This is a genomic window from Actinoallomurus sp. CA-142502, from assembly GCF_050936355.1.
GTDB classification, from domain to species: Bacteria; Actinomycetota; Actinomycetes; order Streptosporangiales; family Streptosporangiaceae; genus Actinoallomurus; species Actinoallomurus iriomotensis.
This window is the reverse complement of sequence record NZ_JBNJMY010000001.1, coordinates 5,072,401-5,091,177: the sequence shown is the minus strand read 5'-3', so window position 1 is coordinate 5,091,177 and position 18,777 is coordinate 5,072,401. Positions and strand designations below refer to the sequence as shown.

At 72.1% G+C, this 18,777-nt stretch carries 14 protein-coding genes and 1 pseudogene; 8 read left to right on the top strand and 7 right to left on the bottom strand.

What is annotated here, in order from left to right; genetic code table 11:
- The first annotated feature begins 47 nt into the window (after nt 1–47).
- Nucleotides 48–1,115 (top strand): phospho-N-acetylmuramoyl-pentapeptide-transferase, encoded by a 1,068-nt coding sequence (gene mraY / locus ACQEV1_RS24270; protein WP_433396306.1) that lies wholly within the window; start codon nt 48–50, stop codon nt 1,113–1,115.
- Nucleotides 1,116–1,191: 76 nt separating this feature from the next.
- On the opposite strand, the gene thrS is transcribed toward mraY, so the two are convergent.
- Nucleotides 1,192–3,153 carry a threonine--tRNA ligase gene (gene thrS, locus ACQEV1_RS24265; RefSeq protein ID WP_285619000.1) on the bottom strand — a complete coding sequence of 654 codons (1,962 nt, stop codon included), beginning with the start codon at nt 3,151–3,153 and terminating at the stop codon, nt 1,192–1,194.
- Nucleotides 3,154–3,625: 472 nt separating this feature from the next.
- Between thrS and ACQEV1_RS24260 the strand changes: the two genes are divergently transcribed.
- Nucleotides 3,626–4,660: a sodium:calcium antiporter gene (locus tag ACQEV1_RS24260; protein WP_433396303.1), complete on the top strand. Its 1,035-nt coding sequence runs from the start codon at nt 3,626–3,628 to the stop codon at nt 4,658–4,660.
- A 4-nt stretch (nt 4,661–4,664) separates the two neighbouring features.
- Here the strand turns inward: ACQEV1_RS24260 and trxA are convergent, their stop codons facing one another.
- A complete protein-coding gene (gene trxA / locus ACQEV1_RS24255) occupies nt 4,665–5,021 on the bottom strand; it encodes a thioredoxin (RefSeq protein ID WP_285581382.1) in 357 nt (118 codons plus the stop codon).
- A gap of 501 nt (nt 5,022–5,522) precedes the next feature.
- Between trxA and ACQEV1_RS24250 the strand changes: the two genes are divergently transcribed.
- Nucleotides 5,523–6,821 carry a helix-turn-helix domain-containing protein gene (locus tag ACQEV1_RS24250; protein ID WP_285619002.1) on the top strand — a complete coding sequence of 433 codons (1,299 nt, stop codon included), beginning with the start codon at nt 5,523–5,525 and terminating at the stop codon, nt 6,819–6,821.
- 219 nt (nt 6,822–7,040) lie between these two features.
- Entirely contained in the window at nt 7,041–7,199 is a 159-nt protein-coding gene (locus tag ACQEV1_RS24245; protein WP_285581379.1) for a hypothetical protein, read from the top strand.
- 199 nt (nt 7,200–7,398) lie between these two features.
- Here ACQEV1_RS24245 and ACQEV1_RS24240 read toward each other — a convergent pair whose 3' ends face one another.
- The 5 genes from ACQEV1_RS24240 to ACQEV1_RS24220 form a co-directional block, all read right to left on the bottom strand.
- Nucleotides 7,399–8,337, bottom strand: a complete 939-nt coding sequence (locus tag ACQEV1_RS24240) for a Ppx/GppA phosphatase family protein (protein ID WP_285619003.1) — start codon at nt 8,335–8,337, stop codon at nt 7,399–7,401.
- Nucleotides 8,338–8,429: 92 nt separating this feature from the next.
- A complete protein-coding gene (locus ACQEV1_RS24235; RefSeq protein ID WP_285619004.1) occupies nt 8,430–9,203 on the bottom strand; it encodes a CPBP family intramembrane glutamic endopeptidase in 774 nt (257 codons plus the stop codon).
- Between the two features lie 104 nt (nt 9,204–9,307).
- A complete protein-coding gene (locus ACQEV1_RS24230; protein ID WP_433396300.1) occupies nt 9,308–10,060 on the bottom strand; it encodes an enoyl-CoA hydratase-related protein in 753 nt (250 codons plus the stop codon).
- Nucleotides 10,061–10,062: 2 nt separating this feature from the next.
- The gene (locus tag ACQEV1_RS24225) at nt 10,063–12,000 is read right to left on the bottom strand and encodes an acetyl/propionyl/methylcrotonyl-CoA carboxylase subunit alpha (protein WP_433396298.1); all 1,938 of its coding nucleotides are present in this window, start codon (nt 11,998–12,000) and stop codon (nt 10,063–10,065) included.
- Nucleotides 12,001–12,004: 4 nt separating this feature from the next.
- A complete protein-coding gene (locus ACQEV1_RS24220; protein ID WP_285619006.1) occupies nt 12,005–13,606 on the bottom strand; it encodes an acyl-CoA carboxylase subunit beta in 1,602 nt (533 codons plus the stop codon).
- A 193-nt stretch (nt 13,607–13,799) separates the two neighbouring features.
- Here ACQEV1_RS24220 and ACQEV1_RS24215 point away from each other — a divergent pair, with 193 nt between their 5' ends.
- The 4 genes and pseudogenes from ACQEV1_RS24215 (at nt 13,800) to ACQEV1_RS24200 (ending at nt 18,753) form a co-directional block, all read left to right on the top strand.
- Complete coding sequence (locus ACQEV1_RS24215; protein ID WP_285581371.1) at nt 13,800–14,033, top strand: RNA polymerase subunit sigma-70; 234 nt, start codon at nt 13,800–13,802, stop codon at nt 14,031–14,033.
- A gap of 2 nt (nt 14,034–14,035) precedes the next feature.
- A pseudogene (locus ACQEV1_RS24210) lies at nt 14,036–14,572 on the top strand (Clp protease N-terminal domain-containing protein); the annotation flags it as partial.
- A 78-nt stretch (nt 14,573–14,650) separates the two neighbouring features.
- Entirely contained in the window at nt 14,651–15,400 is a 750-nt protein-coding gene (locus ACQEV1_RS24205; protein ID WP_433396295.1) for a GNAT family N-acetyltransferase, read from the top strand.
- 452 nt (nt 15,401–15,852) lie between these two features.
- Complete coding sequence (locus tag ACQEV1_RS24200; protein ID WP_433396293.1) at nt 15,853–18,753, top strand: hypothetical protein; 2,901 nt, start codon at nt 15,853–15,855, stop codon at nt 18,751–18,753.
- Nucleotides 18,754–18,777: the final 24 nt, after the last annotated feature.

The following is an 18,777-nucleotide window of genomic DNA, read 5'->3' as shown; positions in this document are numbered from 1 at the left end:
CGGGACGGTGCGGGCGATGGTCCCGCGGTCAGAAGGGATGACGACGCATGAGGACCATCATCGTGGCCTCGGCACTTTCGCTGATCATCGGGTTGCTGGCCACGCCCGTCTGGATTCGCGTCGTGCGCCGGCTCGGTTACGGCCAGATGGTGCGTGAGGAGGGCCCGCAGGCCCATCTCAGCAAACGCGGCACGCCCACGATGGGCGGCACCGTGTTGATCGTCGCCGCGCTCGCCGGGTACGCGATCGCGCACCTGGCCACGCTCACGCCGCCGACCGTCTCCGGCGTGCTCGTCCTGTTCTTGATGGCGGGCCTCGGCCTGGTCGGCTTCGTCGACGACTACATCAAGGTCTTCAAGCAGCGCAGCCTGGGCCTGCGCAGTGGCGCGAAGATGATCGGCATCCTCATCGTCGGCGTGGTCTTCGCGCTGCTGTCGCTGCGGTTCCCCGACGAGTACGCCATCACCCCCGCCACCACTCACCTGTCGTTCCTGCGCGACTTCGGGCCCTCTCTCGGCTCCCTGCCCTTCGTGCTCTGGGCGCTCGCCATGATCGCCGGCACGTCCAACGCGGTGAACCTCACCGATGGGCTGGACGGTCTCGCCGCCGGCGCGGTGGGCATGGTGCTCGGCGCGTACATCCTGATCAGCGACCGGCAACTCCGTGGCAGTTGCAAGCTCACGCTCGAACCCCACTGCTACACGGTCCGCGACCCGCTCGACCTCGCCGTGGTCGCCGCCGCGGCGCTCGGCGCCCTGATCGGTTTCCTGTGGTGGAACGCCCCGCCGGCCAAGGTCTTCATGGGCGACACCGGGTCGCTCGCGCTCGGCGGCGTCATCGTCGGCCTCGCCCTGAGCACCCAGACCGAGATGCTCCTGGTCATCCTCGCCGGACTGCCGGTGATCATCACCCTGTCGGTGATCGTCCAGGTCGGCTCCTTCAAGATGACGAGGAGACGCGTCTTCAAGATGGCCCCGCTACAGCACCACTTCGAGCTCTCCGGCTGGGCCGAGACCACCATCGTGGTGCGGTTCTGGCTGGTCTCGGCGCTCTGCGTGGCCACCGGCCTGACCCTCTTCTACCTGGACAGCCCACACCTTCTGGTCCTTTTCTGACCGAACGTCGGACTGACCCGAGCTCTGGAATCGTCGCCCGCGGGCCGCGCGTACGGCGCGGCCCGCCAGGCGTCGCTCAGACCTGCACGCGCTCCTCGACGGCCTTGGCGATCTCTTCGATCGCGTCGGCGACGGGAACGGCGTTGTTCTGCTCACCGCTGCGGTAGCGGAACGACACCGCGCCCTTGGCCACGTCGTCGTCGCCCGCGAGCAGCATGTACGGGACCTTCTGCTTCTGCGCGTTGCGGATCTTCTTCTGCATCCGGTCGGAGGAGGTGTCGACCTCCACACGGATGCCGCGCTCGCGCAGCCGCGCGGCGACCTGCTCCAGGTGCGGCACGTGGTCGTCGGAGATCGGGATGCCCACCACCTGCACCGGCGCCAGCCAGGGCGGCAGCGCGCCCGCGTAGTGCTCCAGGAGCACGCCGAAGAACCGCTCGATCGAGCCGAACAGCGCCCGGTGGATCATCACCGGCTGCTGCCGGGTGCCGTCGGCGGCCTGGTACTCGAGGCCGAAGCGCTTCGGCTGGTTGAAGTCGACCTGGATGGTCGACAACTGCCAGGTGCGGCCGATGGCGTCCTTGGCCTGCACGGAGATCTTCGGCCCGTAGAACGCCGCGCCGCCCGGGTCGGCGACCAGGTCGAGCCCGGACTCGTCGGCGGCCTCCCGCAGCGCGGCGGTGGCCTCGTCCCAGTCCTCCTGGGACCCGATGAACTTCTCCGACTCGTCGCGGGTGGACAGCTCCAGGAAGAACTCGCTGAGGCCGTAGTCGCGCAGCAGGTCGAGCACGAAGGTGAGGAGGTTCTTCAGCTCCCCGACCATCTGCTCCTTGGTGCAGTAGATGTGGGAGTCGTCCTGGGTCATGCCGCGTACGCGGGTGAGCCCGTGCACGACACCGGACTTCTCGTACCGGTACACGGTGCCGAACTCGAACAGCCGGAGCGGCAGCTCACGGTAGGACCGCCCGCGCGCCCGGAAGATCAGGTTGTGCATCGGGCAGTTCATCGGCTTGAGGTAGTACTCCGCGCCGTCGAGCTCCATCGGCGGGAACATGTCGTCCTTGTACCAGCCGAGGTGCCCCGAGGTGTTGAACAGGTCGCCCTTGGTGATGTGCGGGGTGTTGACGAACTCGTACCCGCCCTGCTCGTGGCGCCGGCGGGAGTAGTCCTCCATGACCCGGCGGACGATGCCGCCCTTGGGGTGGAAGACCGCGAGACCACTGCCGATGTCGTTCGGGAAGGAGAACAGGTCGAGCTCGGCGCCGAGCCTGCGGTGATCCCGCTTCTCGGCCTCCTCCAGCATCTTCAGGTAGGCGTCCTGCCGTTCGCGCGACTCCCAGGCGGTGCCGTAGATCCGCTGCAGCTGGGGGTTCTTCTCGCTGCCGCGCCAGTACGCGCCGCCGGAGCGCATCAGCTTGAACGCCGGGATCACGCGGGTGCTGGGCAGGTGCGGGCCGCGGCACAGGTCCTTCCAGCACAGCTCGCCGGTCTTGGCGTCGAGGTTGTCGTAGATGGTCAGCTCTCCCCCGCCGACCTCGACGCTCTCCTCGTCGGCGGCCTTGCCCTTGAGGCCGATCAGCTCCAGCTTGTACGGCTCGTCGGCGAGCTCCTCGCGGGCGCCGTCGTCGGTGACGGCCCGGCGGGAGAAGGCCTGGCCCTGCTTGACGATCTCGCGCATGCGCTTCTCGATGCGCTTGAGGTCCTCGGGCTGGAACGGCTGTTCGACGTCGAAGTCGTAGTAGAAGCCGTTCTCCACCGGCGGGCCGATGCCCAGCCGGGCCTTGGGGAACAGCTCCTGCACGGCCTGGGCCATGACGTGCGCCGCCGAGTGGCGGACGATGGCGAGGCCCTCGTCGGAGCCGATCTCGATGGGCTCGACGACGTCGCCGTCGGCGAGGACGTGCGCCAGGTCGCGGGCCTGCCCGCCCACGCGGGCCGCGATGACGGTGCGGCCGTCGGCCTCGAGCGCCTCACCCGCAGTGGTGCCTGCCGCCACCACACGCTCGTCTCCGCCGAGGGTGATGCGCAGTTCAGACACGGGATCTCCTCGATGGTCAGTGATATCGACATCGAATGCTACCGACTGTGCGCCGGCGTGGGACGCGTCGTGCTCCATGGTCAACTTCCTCCTGTCGGCGGGAGCGGCCACGGGACGCGACGAGGCCCCGGGATCGCTCCCGGGGCCTCGTCGTCGCGTCGGTCAGTGCGCGCGAGCGATGCGCCGGGGAGTCCCCGGCGTCGTCGTCACCTGCACGCCTGGCATGTGCCCAGGTTAACCGATCCGGGCGCCGCGCGCCCGGGTAAAAGGAGTCCCGCGCCGGGTTCGTGCACGTGACCGGTATCGGGCGGTAAGCTGAGTGTCGCGAAGGGGAGTAGTCCCGCTCGCCGGCCATCGACATACTGGAGCACTCGCTCCCGGTGCCCGGGCCCCTCTGGGGTGGACGAGACCTTCGGCCAATGGGTGACGTCTGTCGCCGTGGGCCGGGGTCTCTTTCTCGTCTCACGGCAACATGATCGATGGGATTCTCATGCTGCACGTGGTGACCCTCCTTGCGTGTGCGGTCGCGATCTACCTTTCCTGCGAGTGGTTCGTCAACGCGGTCGAGTGGCTGGGACTGCGCCTGAAGGTCGGCCCGCTCGCGGTCGGCACGGTGCTGGCGGCCTTCGGGACCGCCCTGCCCGAGAGCGTCGTCACGTTCGTGGCGGTCGTCTTCGGTTCCGGGTCCGAGCAGAAGGACATCGGGGTCGGGGCGGCCATGGGCGGCCCGCTGGCCCTCGCCACGGCGGCGTACGGGGTGACGGGCTTCATGCTCCTGACCCGCCGCCGCAAAGTGGCCTCCGCGGAAACGAACGCCGCACGCGGCGAGGACGTCGGCGACACGCGGAAGCTGGCCCGTGACCAGCGCTGGTTCCTGACGATCTTCGTGGTCAAGGTGGCGCTCGGGCTGGTCACCTTCGCGTTCAAGCCCGCGCTCGGGCTGCTCTTCTTCGCCGCGTACGGCGTCTACTTCTGGCGCGAGCTGCGCGCGGAGCCCGGCGGCGGGGACGACGCGGTCGACCTCGAGCCCCTGCGCCTGCAGCGGCGCCGCGCGACGCCGGCCACCTGGGCGGTCGTCACCCAGGCCCTCGTCACCCTGGTGATCATCTTCGTGGCCTCGCAGCTGTTCGTGCACGCGCTGGAGGCGATCGGGCCGATGATCGGCCTGCCCGCGGCGGTGACCGCGCTGCTGCTCTCTCCGATCGCCACCGAGCTGCCCGAGATCATGAACGCCATCATCTGGGTCCGCCAGGGCAAGACCCACCTCGCCCTGGCGAACATCAGCGGCGCGATGATGATCCAGGCGACCGTCCCCTCCGGGCTGGGCATCCTGTTCACGCGCTGGCGCTTCGACGGCCCGCTGCTGCTGTCCGGGGTCGTCACGATCATCGCGATACTTTTCTTGCTGGTCGCGCTGAACACGGGCCGCTTCACCGGCCGTACGCTCACGTGGGCGGCGGCCTTCTACGGGGTGTTCGCGGCCTGCCTGATCCCGATCCTGGTCTGAGCGTTCAGGATTTGGCGAGGCGGCTGCGCACGTCGTCCATGTCGAGGGCGCGCACCTGCTCGATCAGGTTCTCCAGGGCCGGCTCGGGCAGCGCGCCCGGCTGGGCGAAGACGATGACGCCGTCGCGGATCGCCATGATCGTGGGGATCGAGGTGATGTCGAACCGCGCGGCCAGGTCCTGCTCGGCCTCGGTGTCGACCTTGCCGAAGACGATGTCCTCGTGCGTTTCGGCCGCCTTCTCGTAGACGGGCGCGAACATCCGGCACGGGCCGCACCAGCTCGCCCAGAAATCGACCAGCACGATGCCCTCGCCGGCCGCCGTCTTGTCAAAGTTCGCGGCGGTCAGTGTGGTCGTGGCCATCTCGTCAGCTCCTCGGCTCGTAACGGTGCGGCACCCGACGCGTGCCGCACATGCGAGAACAGCCCGTGCGCCCGGCTCATTCCGCCGGGGCCGCGGCGCGGGCCGGCAGACACCCACATGCCATCGGACGTCGCGACGGGAGACGGCCGGCCGCGGCCACTCTAGGCCACCGCCGGCCTGTTCCGAAGCTGCCCGGGACACAGGGTTCGGCTCTCGCGGGTCGCCGATGGACCTGCTCCGACCGGGCGCGAATCGCACCACCCGTTGCTACATGTCTGCCGGCCTTTTGGCTGATCAGCAGGTCAGCAGCACATGGAGGAGCTGCTCTTGGTCGATGCGGGAGTGTCGGTGGAGGCCGAGGCCGAGACGGTGCCGGCGGCTCCAAAGGCGACAAGCCAGCCAACTAGCGCGAGCAGGATCAGGGCCAGGCCCCTGCGCAGGTGTGACATTCTTTTCTATCCTTTCGTGTTGTTCTGTCACTTTCTTGTAGAGGCGGGCGGGATGCCAAGTCAAGAATCGCTGGGCGAACGGATCCGTAACCTGCGGCTGCGAAGGAACATGTCGCAGGCGCAGCTCGCGTGGCCGGAACTCTCCGACAGCTATGTGTCACTCATTGAAAGCGGCAAGCGGACTCCGGCGCCCAGCATGGTGGCTCTCCTGGCCCGCAAGCTCGACTGCTCCGCGGCCTACCTGACGACGGGGGTCACCGAGGAGGCGATGACCGGGCTGCAGGAAACCCTTCGGTACGCCAAGATCGCCCTGGAGAACGGCGCCACCGAGGAGGCTCGCGCGTGCTTCGCCGAGGTGCTCACCCACCCGGCGCTCGCCGACCTGCCCGCCCTCGCGCACGAGGCGCGCTGGGGGCACGCCCTCGCGCTGGAGGCGACGGGTGACCTGGACGAGGCGATCGTCGAGCTCAACCGGGCCGCCGAGCTGATCTCGCCGCACTCCGACCCCGACCCGTGGGCCGAGCTGCACATCGCGCTGAGCCGCTGCCACCGTGAGCGCGGCGACTTCGCCATCGCCATCGACGTCGGCGAGGCCGCGCTGCGGAGCCTGTCCGACACGACCGGCCAGTGGTCCGACTCGATGGTGATGCTCGGCGCCACCGTTCTCGCCGCGTACATCCTCCGCGGGGACCTGGCGTACGCCAACCAGTTCGCGCAGAGCCTCATCGACCGGGCCGAGGCCATCGGCAGTCCGAAGGCGCTCATGGCGGCGTACTGGAACGCGGGCTTCGTCGCCGAGTCCCGCGGCGAGTACGACCACGCGCTCCGGCTCGCCGAACGCGCCATGGCGCTGCTCGGCGAGGAGGACGACCCGCGTAACCTCAGCCGGATCCGCAACGCCTACGCGATCTTCCTGCTCGACGCGCACCCCGAGCGCGCGGAAGAGGCCAAAGAGGTGCTGCTCAAGGCCGAGCGCGGCCTGGACGCCAGCTCCGCCAGCACGGTCGACCTGAGCCTGAACTTCACCGTCCAGGCCCGCGCCGAGCTCCTGCTCGGCCGCCCGGAGGAGGCGGCGGCGCTGGCGCGCCGCGCGCTCGACCTCCTGGAGAGCCCCGGCGGCATCACGACCGCGAACGCCTACATCGCCCTGGGCGAGGCGTACGAGCGCCTGGGACAGCGTGAGGAGGCCGTGATGGCCCTCTCACAGGCCGGGGAGTACCTGGAGAAGATGGACGCGCATCGTCCGGCGGCTCGCGCGTGGTTCGGCCTGGCCGAGCTGCTGGGCGCGGCCGGGCGGCCCGACGGCCAGAAGGCCGCCTTCCAGCGCGCCCTGTCCTGCATGGACCTGTGAGGACGTCACCATCGACCTTCGCCCGTTCTCCCCTCACCGTAAGGAGCTCGTGACCGCACGGATCTTCGATGAGGCCGCTGACGGCTCGCCCGACGCACAGAACCCGGACGCGCGGTGTCCTCCATGGAACCGCGCGTCCGCGCGTTGCGTCTCTGATCTTGTACGCTCATCCAGACTTTCTGGATAGACGCTGAGAAAAGCCTGAAATCGGAGGGCAACGTGAAGGTCAAGCGGCTTCGTAAGGCGACCGTGGCGGGCATGGCACTGGTGCCGGCACTTCTGGGACTCTCGGCCTGCGGCCACTCCCACCACCACGTCGTCCACCACCACGTCGTCGTCCACCACCGCGTGGTCCACCACGTCGTCCGCCACCACTGACCGACCTCAGGCGGGGCCCGTCGACGGGCCCCGCTCCTGACCGGTGGCACTGACCACGCCGGTGAACCGGTCCCTTACGCGAATTCGGCCCATCCGGTGAAGCACCTGGTCACACCGGCACGGAGGCCATGACGAAAGGCCGCCCGGCCGCTGACCCGGGCGAGAAGACCAGTGCACGCCACGTCCATGGTCAGTACAGCTAGGAACGCTCCTGGGGCAGCAGGTCCAGGCGGCGCAGGATCACACCTTCGCGCAGCGCCCACGGGCAGACGGCGGCCTCGGCGACGCCCAGGAGGTCCATCGCGGCGTCCGCCACGATCGCGCCGGCCGGGAGCTGCGGGGCGCGGCCCTGGGAGACGCCCGGGAGCTCCGCGCGTTCGGCCGCGGTCATGGACGGCAGCCGTTCGGCCCAGTCGGTGACCTGGTGGTGGGACAGCACTCGGCGGACGAGGGGCCCCTGGTTGGAGGGGGCCGCGCCGGCGATGCGGGAGAGCTGGCGGAACGTCTTGGAGGTCGCCACGGCGTGGTCGGGCGCGCCGTACCGGACCACACCACCGACCTCGCGGGCGATCGTCGTACGGACGTGCTTGCGGAGCTGGCGCACCTCTTCGGGCGGCGGCGGATCGGCGGTGAACCAGTCGCGGGTCAGGCGGCCGGCGCCCAGCGGCAGGGACACGGCCGCGTCGGGCTCCTCGTCGGCGCCGGAGGCGATCTCCAGGGAGCCGCCGCCGATGTCCAGGACCAGCAGCCGCCCGGACGACCAGCCGAACCAGCGGCGCGCGGCCAGGAACGTCAGCCGCGCCTCGTCCTCCCCCGACAGCACCGGGATGTCGATGCCGCTGTGGTCGCGGATGTCGCCGAGGACCTCCTCGCCGTTCACCGCCTCGCGGATCGCCGAGGTGGCGAAGGCGACGACCTCCTCGACGCCCTTGTCCTCGGCGACGCGGAGAGCGTCGTCGACGAACGCGCGCAACCGGTGGGCGCCCGCCTCGGACAGCCGGTCGCCGTCATCCAGGTGCGCGGCGAGCCGCAGTTCGTTCTTATGTGAGAAGGCCGGCAACGGCGCCGCGCCCTGGTGTGCGTCCACGACCAGCAGGTGCACGGTATTGGAGCCCACATCGAGGACACCGAGTCTCATAAGTTAGAAGCTATCGGTTCACCCAGCGTCCTTTTCAGCAACCGAGCGCACTTTTCGGCAGATGTCGCCGTGCCACCCGCTCGCGTCGCCGGTCACGGCAGCCAGGACACGTGCCCGTGCAGGAGCGTGTATCCGACGAACGTCACGCCGTCGATGAGGGTGTGCGCGACGATCAGCGGCGTCGCACGGCCCCAGCGCTGGTAGAGCCGGCCGAAGATCACACCCATCACCACGTTGCCGGCGAAGCCGCCGAAGCCCTGGTACAGGTGGTACGAGCCGCGCAGCAGCGCGCTGACCGTCAGGGCGCGACCCGGCCGCCAGCCGAGCTGGGAGAGCCGGTGCAGCAGGTAACCGGCGACCAGCACCTCCTCCAGCACGCCGTTCTGCGCGGCGGCCAGCAGGAGCACGGGAACGCGCCACCACACCGGCGGCAGCTGCGCGGGCACGACGGTGAGGTTCGCGCCGGAGTGGTAGGCGATCAGGTACAGCGCCAGCCCGCCGCCGCCGATCACCGCGGCCAGCGCGGCGCCGCGCACGGCGTCCTGCGCCGGCCGGCGCCGGTCGACGCCGAGAGTGGCGAGCGACTCCCCCGAGCGCACCAGCAGGTACGCCACGAGGGCCACGGGCGCCACCGCGACGGCGATGTTGAACAGCTGGAAGGCGAGGTCGATCCAGGGGCGGCCGGGTGCCAGGGAGCCGACCAGCAGCGCCTTCTGCCGGGCCAGCGGCTTGGGCGCCGTGAGGGAGGCGATGAGCTGCAGCAGCGCGCTGACGCCGCTGGCCCCGAGCGAGAGGGCGAAGACCACCCAGATCTCGGCGGTGAGCAGCCGCCGGCTCACCACGGGCGCCTCCGGGGCCAGCGTCACGCGGTCCACCGGACGCCAGGACACGGGCGAGGCTCAGCGTCCGGCCGCGGAACGCCCGCGACCGGCGGGAGGATACGGGTCACAACGCGCACCGTAGCAGCAGGTCAGGGCAGCCACCGGGGATCACGCTTCTCCAGGAAGGCGGCGATGCCCTCCTTGGCCTCGTCGGAGCCGAAGCGCTCGGCGGACAGCTCCGCCATCCGGGCGAAGCCCTCCTCGACCGTCATGGCCGGCACCGTGCGCGGCAGCCGCTTGGCGATGGCCAGGGCCTCCGGGGCGCCGCGTAGGAGCATCCCGGTGTAGTGGGCCACCGCGGCGTCCAGCTCCTCGGCCGGGACGGCGCGGTTGATCAGGCCGATCTCCTGGGCGCGGCACGCGTCGAAGACCTCTCCGGTGAGGAAGTACTCGGCCGCCGCGCGGGGGTCCATGCGCCGCAGGCACGTCACCGCGATCATGGCGGGCACGACTCCCAGGCGGACCTCGGTGAAGGCGAACGTCGCGGTGTCCGGGGCGACCGCGAGGTCGCAGGCGGTCACCAGGCCGAGCCCGCCCGCCCGCGCCGGGCCGTTGAGGCGGGCCACGACCGGCTTGGGACTGTCCCAGATGAGCCCGACGAGGCCGGGCACGTCCGGCGGGGGCTCACCGGCCGACTGCTCCTTCAGGTCGGCGCCCGCGCAGAACACCGTGCCGGTGCCGGTCAGCACGATGACCCGGACGCCGTCGTCGCCGAGCGCGGTCGTCAGCGCCTCGCGCAGCTCGGCGACGAGACGCCGGGACAGGGCGTTGCGGTTGCGCGGCGAGTCAAGGGTGATCGTCGCCGTGCCGCCGTCCTCGGCGTACCGGACGAGGGGATCCATGGTTACTCCTCCGTGACGACGGCGAGGACCGCGCCGGTCTCGACCTGGGCTCCGACCTCGGCGTGCAGCGCGGTCACCACGCCGCCCGCCGGGGCGAGGATCTGGTGTTCCATCTTCATCGCCTCCAGCCACAGCATCGGCTGGCCGCGTTCGACCGTGTCGCCCTCGCTCACCGCGACCCGGATCACCGAGCCGGGCATGGGCGCGAGCAGGGTGCCGGGCGCCACCTGCTCGGCGGGGTCGGGCAAACGCTCGACCCGCGTGAACGTCACCGCGCCGAGCACCGAGTCGACGTACACCCCGTGCCCGTGCCGCGCGACCGTGAACCGCAGGCGCACGCCCCCGGCCGTCAGGACGACCGCGTCCGGGGAGGCGGAGACGAGCGAGACGTCCTCGTGCCCCTCGGCGACCAGGCCCGCGCGCGTGAGGCGGTAGGCGACCTCGTGCACGGTCCCGGACTCGTCGAAGGCGACGCGTTGGGGCTGTGAGGGCACGTTGCGCCAGCCGCTCGGCAGGCCGCCCAGCACGGTGGCCTCCGAGCGGTTGGCGGCGGCCTGGGCGAGCGCGGCGGCCAGCGCGGACAGCCGTACGGTCCCGGCATCGGCGCGGCGGCCGGTGGTGTCGTGGCGGTCGAGGAAGCCCGTGTCGGTGGCGCCGGCGAGGAACGCCTCGTGCCAGAGTGCGGCGACGAGCTGGTCGCGGTTGGTCACCGGGCCGTGGACGCGCGTTCCGGCCAGAGCCGCGGCCAGACGGCGGGCGGCCGCGACGCGGGTGGGCGCGTACGCGATCACCTTGGCGAGCATCGGGTCGTAGTGGGTGGAGATCACGCTGCCGGACACGACGCCGGAGTCCAGCCGCAGCCCGTACGCGCCGGGCACGCGGAACTCCGCGTCCACGCCGGGGACGGCGAACGTGTGCAGGGCGCCGCTGTGCGGCCGGTACCCCTCCGCGGGATCCTCGGCGTAGAGACGTGCCTCGATCGCGTGGCCGGACGGGCGCGGCGGGTCCTTCAGCGCGGTGCCCTCGGCCACCTCGATCTGCAGGGCCACCAGGTCCACGCCGTACACGCACTCGGTGACCGGATGCTCCACCTGGAGACGCGTGTTGACCTCCAGGAAGAAGAAACCGCCGTCCGGGGCCAGCATGAACTCCACGGTGCCGGCGCCCTCGTAGCCGATCGCGCGGGCGGCCGCGGCGGCCGCCTCGCACAGGCGCTGGCGCAGCGCGGTGTCGATCGCGGGTGAGGGCGCCTCCTCGATCACCTTCTGGTGACGGCGCTGGATCGAGCACTCCCGCTCCCCCAGCGTCCAGACCGTGCCGTGGGTGTCGGCGAGCACCTGCACCTCGATGTGGCGCGCGCCGGTCAGCAGCGGCTCGCAGAAGACGGCCGGATCGCCGAACGCCGACTCCGCCTCGCGGCGCGCCGACTCCAGCGCCCCGGCCAGCTCGGCGGCGTCCCGCACCACCCGCATGCCGCGTCCGCCGCCTCCCGCCGACGCCTTGATGAGCACGGGGAAGTCGCTGACCGCGCCGGGATCGAGGTCGGGCAGCACGGGCACGCCCGCCTCGCGCATGAGCCGCTTGGCCTCGGTCTTGAGGCCCATCGCCGCGATCGCCTTCGGCGGCGGGCCCACCCACGTCAGGCCGGCGGCGAGGACCGCCTCGGCGAACGCGGCGTTCTCGGACAGGAATCCGTACCCCGGGTGGACCGCGTCCGCGCCCGCGGCCCGCGCGGCGTCGAGGATCGCCTTCTGGTCCAGGTACGTCTCGGCGGGCGACGCGCCGGGCAGGCGCACGGCGCGGTCGGCCTCGGTCGCGTGCGGCAGGGCGGCGTCCGGGTCGGAGAACACCGCGACGGTCTCGATGCCGAGATCGCGGCAGGTACGGAAGACCCGGCGGGCGATCTCGCCCCGGTTGGCCACCAGCAGTCTGGAGATCATTCGCTCAAATCCTGAAGACGCCGAAGCCGCCCGCCTGCGCGGCAGGCTCGGCGGCGCTGTTGATCGCGGACAGGCACAGTCCGAGGACGGTACGGGTGTCGCGCGGGTCGATCACGCCGTCGTCGTACAGCCGTCCGGACAGGAAGAACGGCAGCGACTCCGACTCGATCTGTGCCTCGACCATCGCGCGCATCTGCGCGTCGGCCTCCTCGTCGAAGTTCTGGCCGCGCGCCTGCGCGGCCTGCCGGCCGACGATGGACAGCACGCCGGCGAGCTGCGCCGGGCCCATGACCGCCGACTTGGCGCTCGGCCAGGTGAACAGGAAGCGGGGGTCGTACGCCCGGCCGCACATGCCGTAGTTGCCCGCGCCGTACGAGGCGCCCATGACGACGGTCAGGTGCGGCACCCGGCTGTTGGACACCGCGTTGATCATCGTGGCGCCGTGCTTGATGATGCCGCTCTGCTCGTACTCCCGGCCGACCATGTAGCCGGTGGTGTTCTGCAGGAAGAGCAGCGGGGTGCCGGTCTGGTTCGCGAGCTGGATGAACTGCGCCGCCTTCTGCGACTCCGGCCCGAACAGCACGCCGCGCGCGTTGGCGAGCACGCCGATCGGATAGCCGTGCAGGGTGGCCCAGCCGGTGACGAGGCTGGTGCCGTACAGCGGCTTGAACTCGTCGAAGTCCGACCCGTCGGCGATCCGGGCGATCACCTCGCGCGGGTCGAAGGGGATCTTCAAATCCTCCGGGACGATGCCGAGCAGCTCTTCCTCGTCGTACCGCGGTGGCCGTACGGGCAGCGGCGCGCGGCCGCGCTTGCGCCAGTTGAGCCGGGCGACGATCCGGCGGCCGATCCGCAGCGCGTCGTACTCGTCGGCCGCCATGTGGTCGGCCAGGCCGCTGGTGCGGGCGTGCATCTCGGCGCCGCCGAGCTCCTCGTCGCCGGACTCCTCACCGGTGGCCATCTTCACCAGCGGCGGGCCGCCGAGGAAGACCTTGGCGCGGTCCTTGACCATCACGACGTGGTCGCTCATCCCGGGCAGGTACGCGCCGCCCGCGGTCGAGTTGCCGAAGACCAGCGCGATCGTCGGGATTCCGGCGGCGGACAGCCGCGTGAGGTCGCGGAAGATCCGGCCGCCGGGGATGAAGATCTCCTTCTGCGTGGGCAGGTCGGCGCCGCCGGACTCGACCAGGTTGATCAGCGGGAGGCGGTTCTCCAGCGCGATGTCGGCGGCGCGGAACGTCTTGGCCACGGTCCAGGGGTTGCTGGATCCGCCGCGTACGGTCGGGTCGCTCGCGACGATCACGCACTCGACGCCCTCGACCACACCGATGCCACTGACCAGGCTCGCGCCGACGGAGAAGTCGCTGCCCCAGGCGGCGAGCGGGGACAGCTCCAGGAAGGGCGAGTCGGGATCGATGAGCAGCTCGACGCGCTCGCGGGCGAGAAGCTTCCCGCGGGCGCGGTGCCGATCGACGTACTTGGGCCCGCCCCCGGCCACGGCCTTGGCGTGCTCGGCCTCGAGCTCGGCGACCTTGGCCAGCATCGCCGCCCGCCGCTCGGCGTAGGCGTCGCCCCCGGGGTCGAGCGCGCTGGTGAGAACCGTCATTCCTCGTCCTTCGTCGGCACGGGCCTCCGGCGTGGGCCCGTGATCGAGTATGGCCAAGCGCCGTGCGCGGGAAAAGATCGCGCACCGATGAAACGAATCTCATTCGGGATCGAGCCGGCCGCGCGAGGGCGGCCCGCCCGGCGCCGCGTCAACTTTGGTTGACATGCGCCAGCCGTCAACCTATGTTGACACCATGAGCGATGGAGTCCAGCTCGCCCAGGAGGCGAGCAGCCGTGACCCGGCGGTCGGGCTGCGGGCGGTCCGCGCGTTGCGCGAGCTCGCCGAGCGGCTGGAGGCGCTGCAGGTCGGCAACGCGCGCGAGCAGGGATGGTCCTGGCAGGAGATCGCGGTCTGCCTCGGCGTCAGCCGGCAGGCGGTGCACAAGAAACACGGCGGCGGCCGGCGGATTCTCGGTAAGGAGCGGTAGGGATGTTCGAACGGTTCACCAAGGAGGCCCGCGCGGTCGTGGTGCGGGCACAGGAGGAGGCCCGGCGGCTGCGCGCGCCGTTCATCGACACCGAGCACCTCCTGCTGGCGATGCTGGACGCCGGCGCCGGACCGGCCGCCCGGGCGCTGCGCGACCGGGGCGCCGACCCGGACGAGCTCCGGCGGCGGATCGCCGGCATCGCCGGCCCGTCACGGGACGACCTCGACCCGGACGCCCTGGCGACGCTGGGGATCGACCTCGACGAGGTCCGCCGGGTCACCGAGGCGACCTTCGGCCCGGGCGCGCTCGACGCACGGCGCCGCAAACCGTACCGGGCGGGTCACATTCCGTTCGGCAGGCGGGCGAAGAAGGTCCTCGAGCTCTCGCTGCGCGAGGCCCTGCGCCTCGGCCACAACCACCTCGGCACGGGCCACCTGCTGCTCGGCCTCATCCGCGAGGGCGAGGGCCTGGCCGCCCGTGTGCTCGTGGAGTCCGGCGTCGAGCTCACCGCCCTGCGCGACGACGTCATCCGCCTCATCTCCTCCGAGGCGGCCTGACCCTCCGAGCGGCCACGCCGGTCACCGGCGGCGCGTCCGGTCCTGGCAGACTGCCGTCCGATGCGGGCGATCCACGACCATGACGAGCTGACCGCGCTGTGCGCGGGCGACACGCTGTGTCTCTGGGCGGCCCAGGACCTCGACGGGCGCGGGCGCGCCTGGGCGAGCGACGACGGGCGTGCGGTCGCCGTCGCCGGTCACGACATCTCCCGCCGGGACCGGATCGCCGTCCACGGGCAGGCCGACGCCGCCGTTCCCCTGGTCGAGCAGGTCCTGGCCGAGGTGGGACCGACCTACCGGCCGCTCGGGGACCCCGGCCTCATCGGCGCGGTCGTCGCCGGGGTGCCCGTGCTCGCCCCGACCAGGGCGTTCGGCTGGATGGAGACCACGGAGGCGCCTGCGGCGGCCGGCGGGGCCCGATGGCTCACCCGGCCGGAGCTGCCCGAGGCCGCGGCGCTCCTCGACGTGGCCTTCCCGACGTCGGACGCCCGGCCTGGGAGCCGCGCCGACGAACGCTGGGCGGGTCTCCGCGACGACGCGGGACGGCTCGTGGCGCTGGCCGCGCTCGTCTGGCCGGCGCCGTCCGTCGGGCTGATCGCCGGAGTCGCGGTGCACCCCGACGCCCGTGGGCTGGGACTCGGCCGTACGGTCTGCGCGTTCGTCGCCGCGGAGGCCGTGGCCCGGCACGGCACCGCGGCCCTGATGGTGGACGAGTGGAACCGGGCCGCCGTACGGCTCTACCAGGGGCTGGGCATGCGGTACCGGCCGCTGCTCGCCGCGCACGTCCAGGAGGCCACGGCGCGGAGGTGACCGCTCGCGCCGATGAGCGAACCGCCCCACGGGCAGGCCGGTGGTGGCGCGCGGGAACCAGGCGACCTTGACGCCGGGTGGGCCGGCGAGCTCCCGGCGATCGGCGTCATCCGGGGTACGACGTCGACGTCGATTTCCGGACCCTCGGGCCCGGCCGGCCGATAGGCGCGCACGCTGTGGTTTCGCAGCACGGGGCGGACGTTCTTGGAGACCGTCGGGAACCTCAGGTAGGAAACCGTGTCGAGTTTCTTGGGAGCCTTGCCGAGCGACCCGCCGCCCACCGGCGTCCGCGGAATGGCCGCAGAACCGTTTCGGTCAGACGGGAAAAGCGGCGGATAGGTCACACCCGCCCTCGGAGAACCCACTTGACCTGTTTGCCCCGATAAGATGCCGCCACGACTTTTATTAAGAAGGTCGAGGGGGGTCGCCATTCACGGCGAGGAGCGGGGAGGGTGAGCGTGACCGGCCACGAGCCTGACGACGATCCGAACGCGGACCCACCGCCGGAGGACCCCTGGGCGTTCCCTCCCCCGCCGCCCGTCGGCTGGGGTCACGGCAACGCCGCGCCGCCCGCCGCTCTCCCACCCTGGGCCGCGCCGCCCGTCCCACCGCACCCGCCCGCCTCACCGCCGCCCGCCGAGAACGCGCACGGCGAGGCGGCCACCGACGAGACGGCGTTCGCCGGCGAGACCGACCCGTGGCGGATCCCGCCGCAGCCCCCCTGGAACCCGGCGCACGAGCCTCCGCCGACCCAGCGCACCGTGACCGACGTCCCGGCGCCGGAGCCCGCTCCGGGTGACCGGGCGGCGGCGTACCAGCCTCCCCCGGTGCCGGACCAGACCGTCCCGCCGCCGGCGGAACCGCCCGCCACGGTCTTCGACCTGCCTCCGTCGGCGACCAGCCGCTCGACGCCGCGCCCGCCCGACCCCCGGATGCCCGGCGGCGGCCACGGCGGTCCGGGCTACGACCGGCCCCAGCCGTGGCAGCCGGCCGGCCCGCCGACGATGTACGACGAGCCGTGGCGGCGGGACACGCCCCAGCGCGCCCGCCGGACCATCCGCCTGAAGCCGATCCTGCTCGCGGTGGCCGGCCTGGTCGTCGTCGCGCTGATCGCCGGTGGAGTGGTGTTCCTGACCGGGCGCGGGCCGCTGCACCACACGACGACCGGGCCCGCGGCACAGCTCGCGGGGGCGACGTTCGCGCCGGACCCGGCCGCCAAGGCCGACGGTCACGACCAGGAGCTGCTCGGGGTGGCGTCGGCCGGCTCCATCGTCGTCGCGGTCGGCGGTGAGACCGAGACCGCCGACTACCGCGGAGAGTTCCTGGTCTCCAGCGACGGCGGGCGTTCCTTCCGCCTCGCCGACGTCCGTACGCCCGACGGCGCCGAGCCCGGATACGGCGACACGCCGCGGGTGATCGCCGGTTCGGCCGGCGCGTGGGTCGCGCTGGGCGGCTCGCACGCCGGAACGGCGGTGTGGACGAGCCGCGACGGCCGGACCTGGATCCGCCAGCCCGACTCGACCGGCGCGGTCTTCGGCCGGGACAAGATCACCCGGGTCGCCCGCACCGCGAACGGCTTCGTCGCGGTCGGCGACACCTCCCAGAAGGGCGACTACAGCGACGCCGTCCCGGTCGTGTGGCTGTCCTCCGACGGCCGGCAGTGGCAGCGGCTGGGCAACGACCAGCTGAAGATGTCGCTGCCGGGCGGTCCGCTCTCGCTGATCGACGTCGCCGCGCACGGCGACCTCGTCCTCGCGTACGGCTGGTCGACCGACGGCAAAGGGCAGATCGTCAAGGACGGCGTGTGGCGCTCGGCCGACGGCGGCCGCACGTGGGCCGCGGCCGACGTGCCGCACCCGAAGGGCACCGCGGGCCCGGGCATCGCCGTCGCGGCCACGCCCACCGGGTTCATCGCGGGCCGCAACGCCCACAGCAAGTCCGAGCAGTACGGTGTCATGCTCACGTCGGCGGACGGCCAGAGCTGGCGTAAGGCCGGCGAGATCCACCTGCCCGGGTACGGCGGCCTCCAGCGGCTCGCGTCCTCCGACCGGGGCATGGCCGCCGTCATCGGCGGGGACAAGAAGGTGCTGATCGCCCGCAGCGACGACGGCGGCACCTGGCAGAACGGCGGTGAGGTACCGCTCTCCTCCGGCCGCACGATCGAGGGCGTGGCGGTCACCGCCGGCGCGACGATCGTCGCCGCACGCGAGGACGACGGGCAGGACGCCGACGCCGTCCTCGCCGTACGCGACACGCTGGGCCAGGAGATCCCGGTCGACGTGTCGGCGATCCCGGGCGCGGTCCGGCCGGACCAGACCGTGGCGTACGTCGCGAGCTCGGCGAACCTGCGGGTCGCCGTCGGCGGCACGAACGGCGACGGGGCCGTGTGGACCTCACCCGACGGTTCCCGGTGGACCCGCGCGAGTGACACGGGCGGCGCCCTGGCGCGGCCCGGCAAGCAGCGGCTCATCAACGCGGCCTCGGGCGCGGCGGGCTGGCTCGCCGTGGGCTACGACGGGGACCGGCCGCTCGCGGTCACCTCGCCGGACGGCACGAGCTGGCGCTCCGCCGCCGGGTTCGACCCGGGCTCGGGCCACGCCGCCACCTACGCGGCCGCCTACGGCAAGGCCGGATACGTGATCGTCGGAGAGTCGGGGTTCTCGGCCGGCACCTGGGTCTCCTCCGACCTCAAGTCCTGGAAACCCGGCAGCGGCGGCGACCTGGAGGGCACCAGGACGGCGAACCGCTGGATGCGGAGCGTCGCCGCCGGACCGTCCGGCTACGTCGCGGTCGGCGGGGTCAGCGACCCGTCGGTCAAGGACGCGCCGCAGGGCCGCCCCGCCGTCTGGACCTCCACCGACGGGCTGAAGTGGACGCTGAAACAGCTCCCGCAGCCGTCCGGCGCCGCGGAGGGATGGTTCGACCGGGTCGCGGTCCACGGCAACGCGCTGGTGGCGACCGGCACGGCCGGCACCGCCTCCGGCCGTACGGCGTTCGCCTTCGTCTCCTCCGACGGCGGCGCGTCGTGGCAGGAGGTCGGGCTGCCGAAGGCGGGACAGGACGGCGCGGACTCCAGCGACCGCAACTCCGCCGCCACCGCCCTGACCGCCACGCCGCACGGTTTCGTCATCGCGGGCGCGGCCGGACGCGCGGGACGTACGGACGTGGTGCTGTGGACCTCGGCAGACGGCCACGCGTGGGCGGCGCAGACGCCGCAGGGAACCGGGCTGTCCGGGCGCGGCGACCAGTGGCTCACCGGGCTGACCTCATCCGGCGCCGACCTGCTCGGCGTCGGGATCAACGCCGATCACCGGGGCGAACAACCGACCCTGTGGCGGCGACCCCTGCCGTGAGCGATACTGCCGGAAGTCCCATCG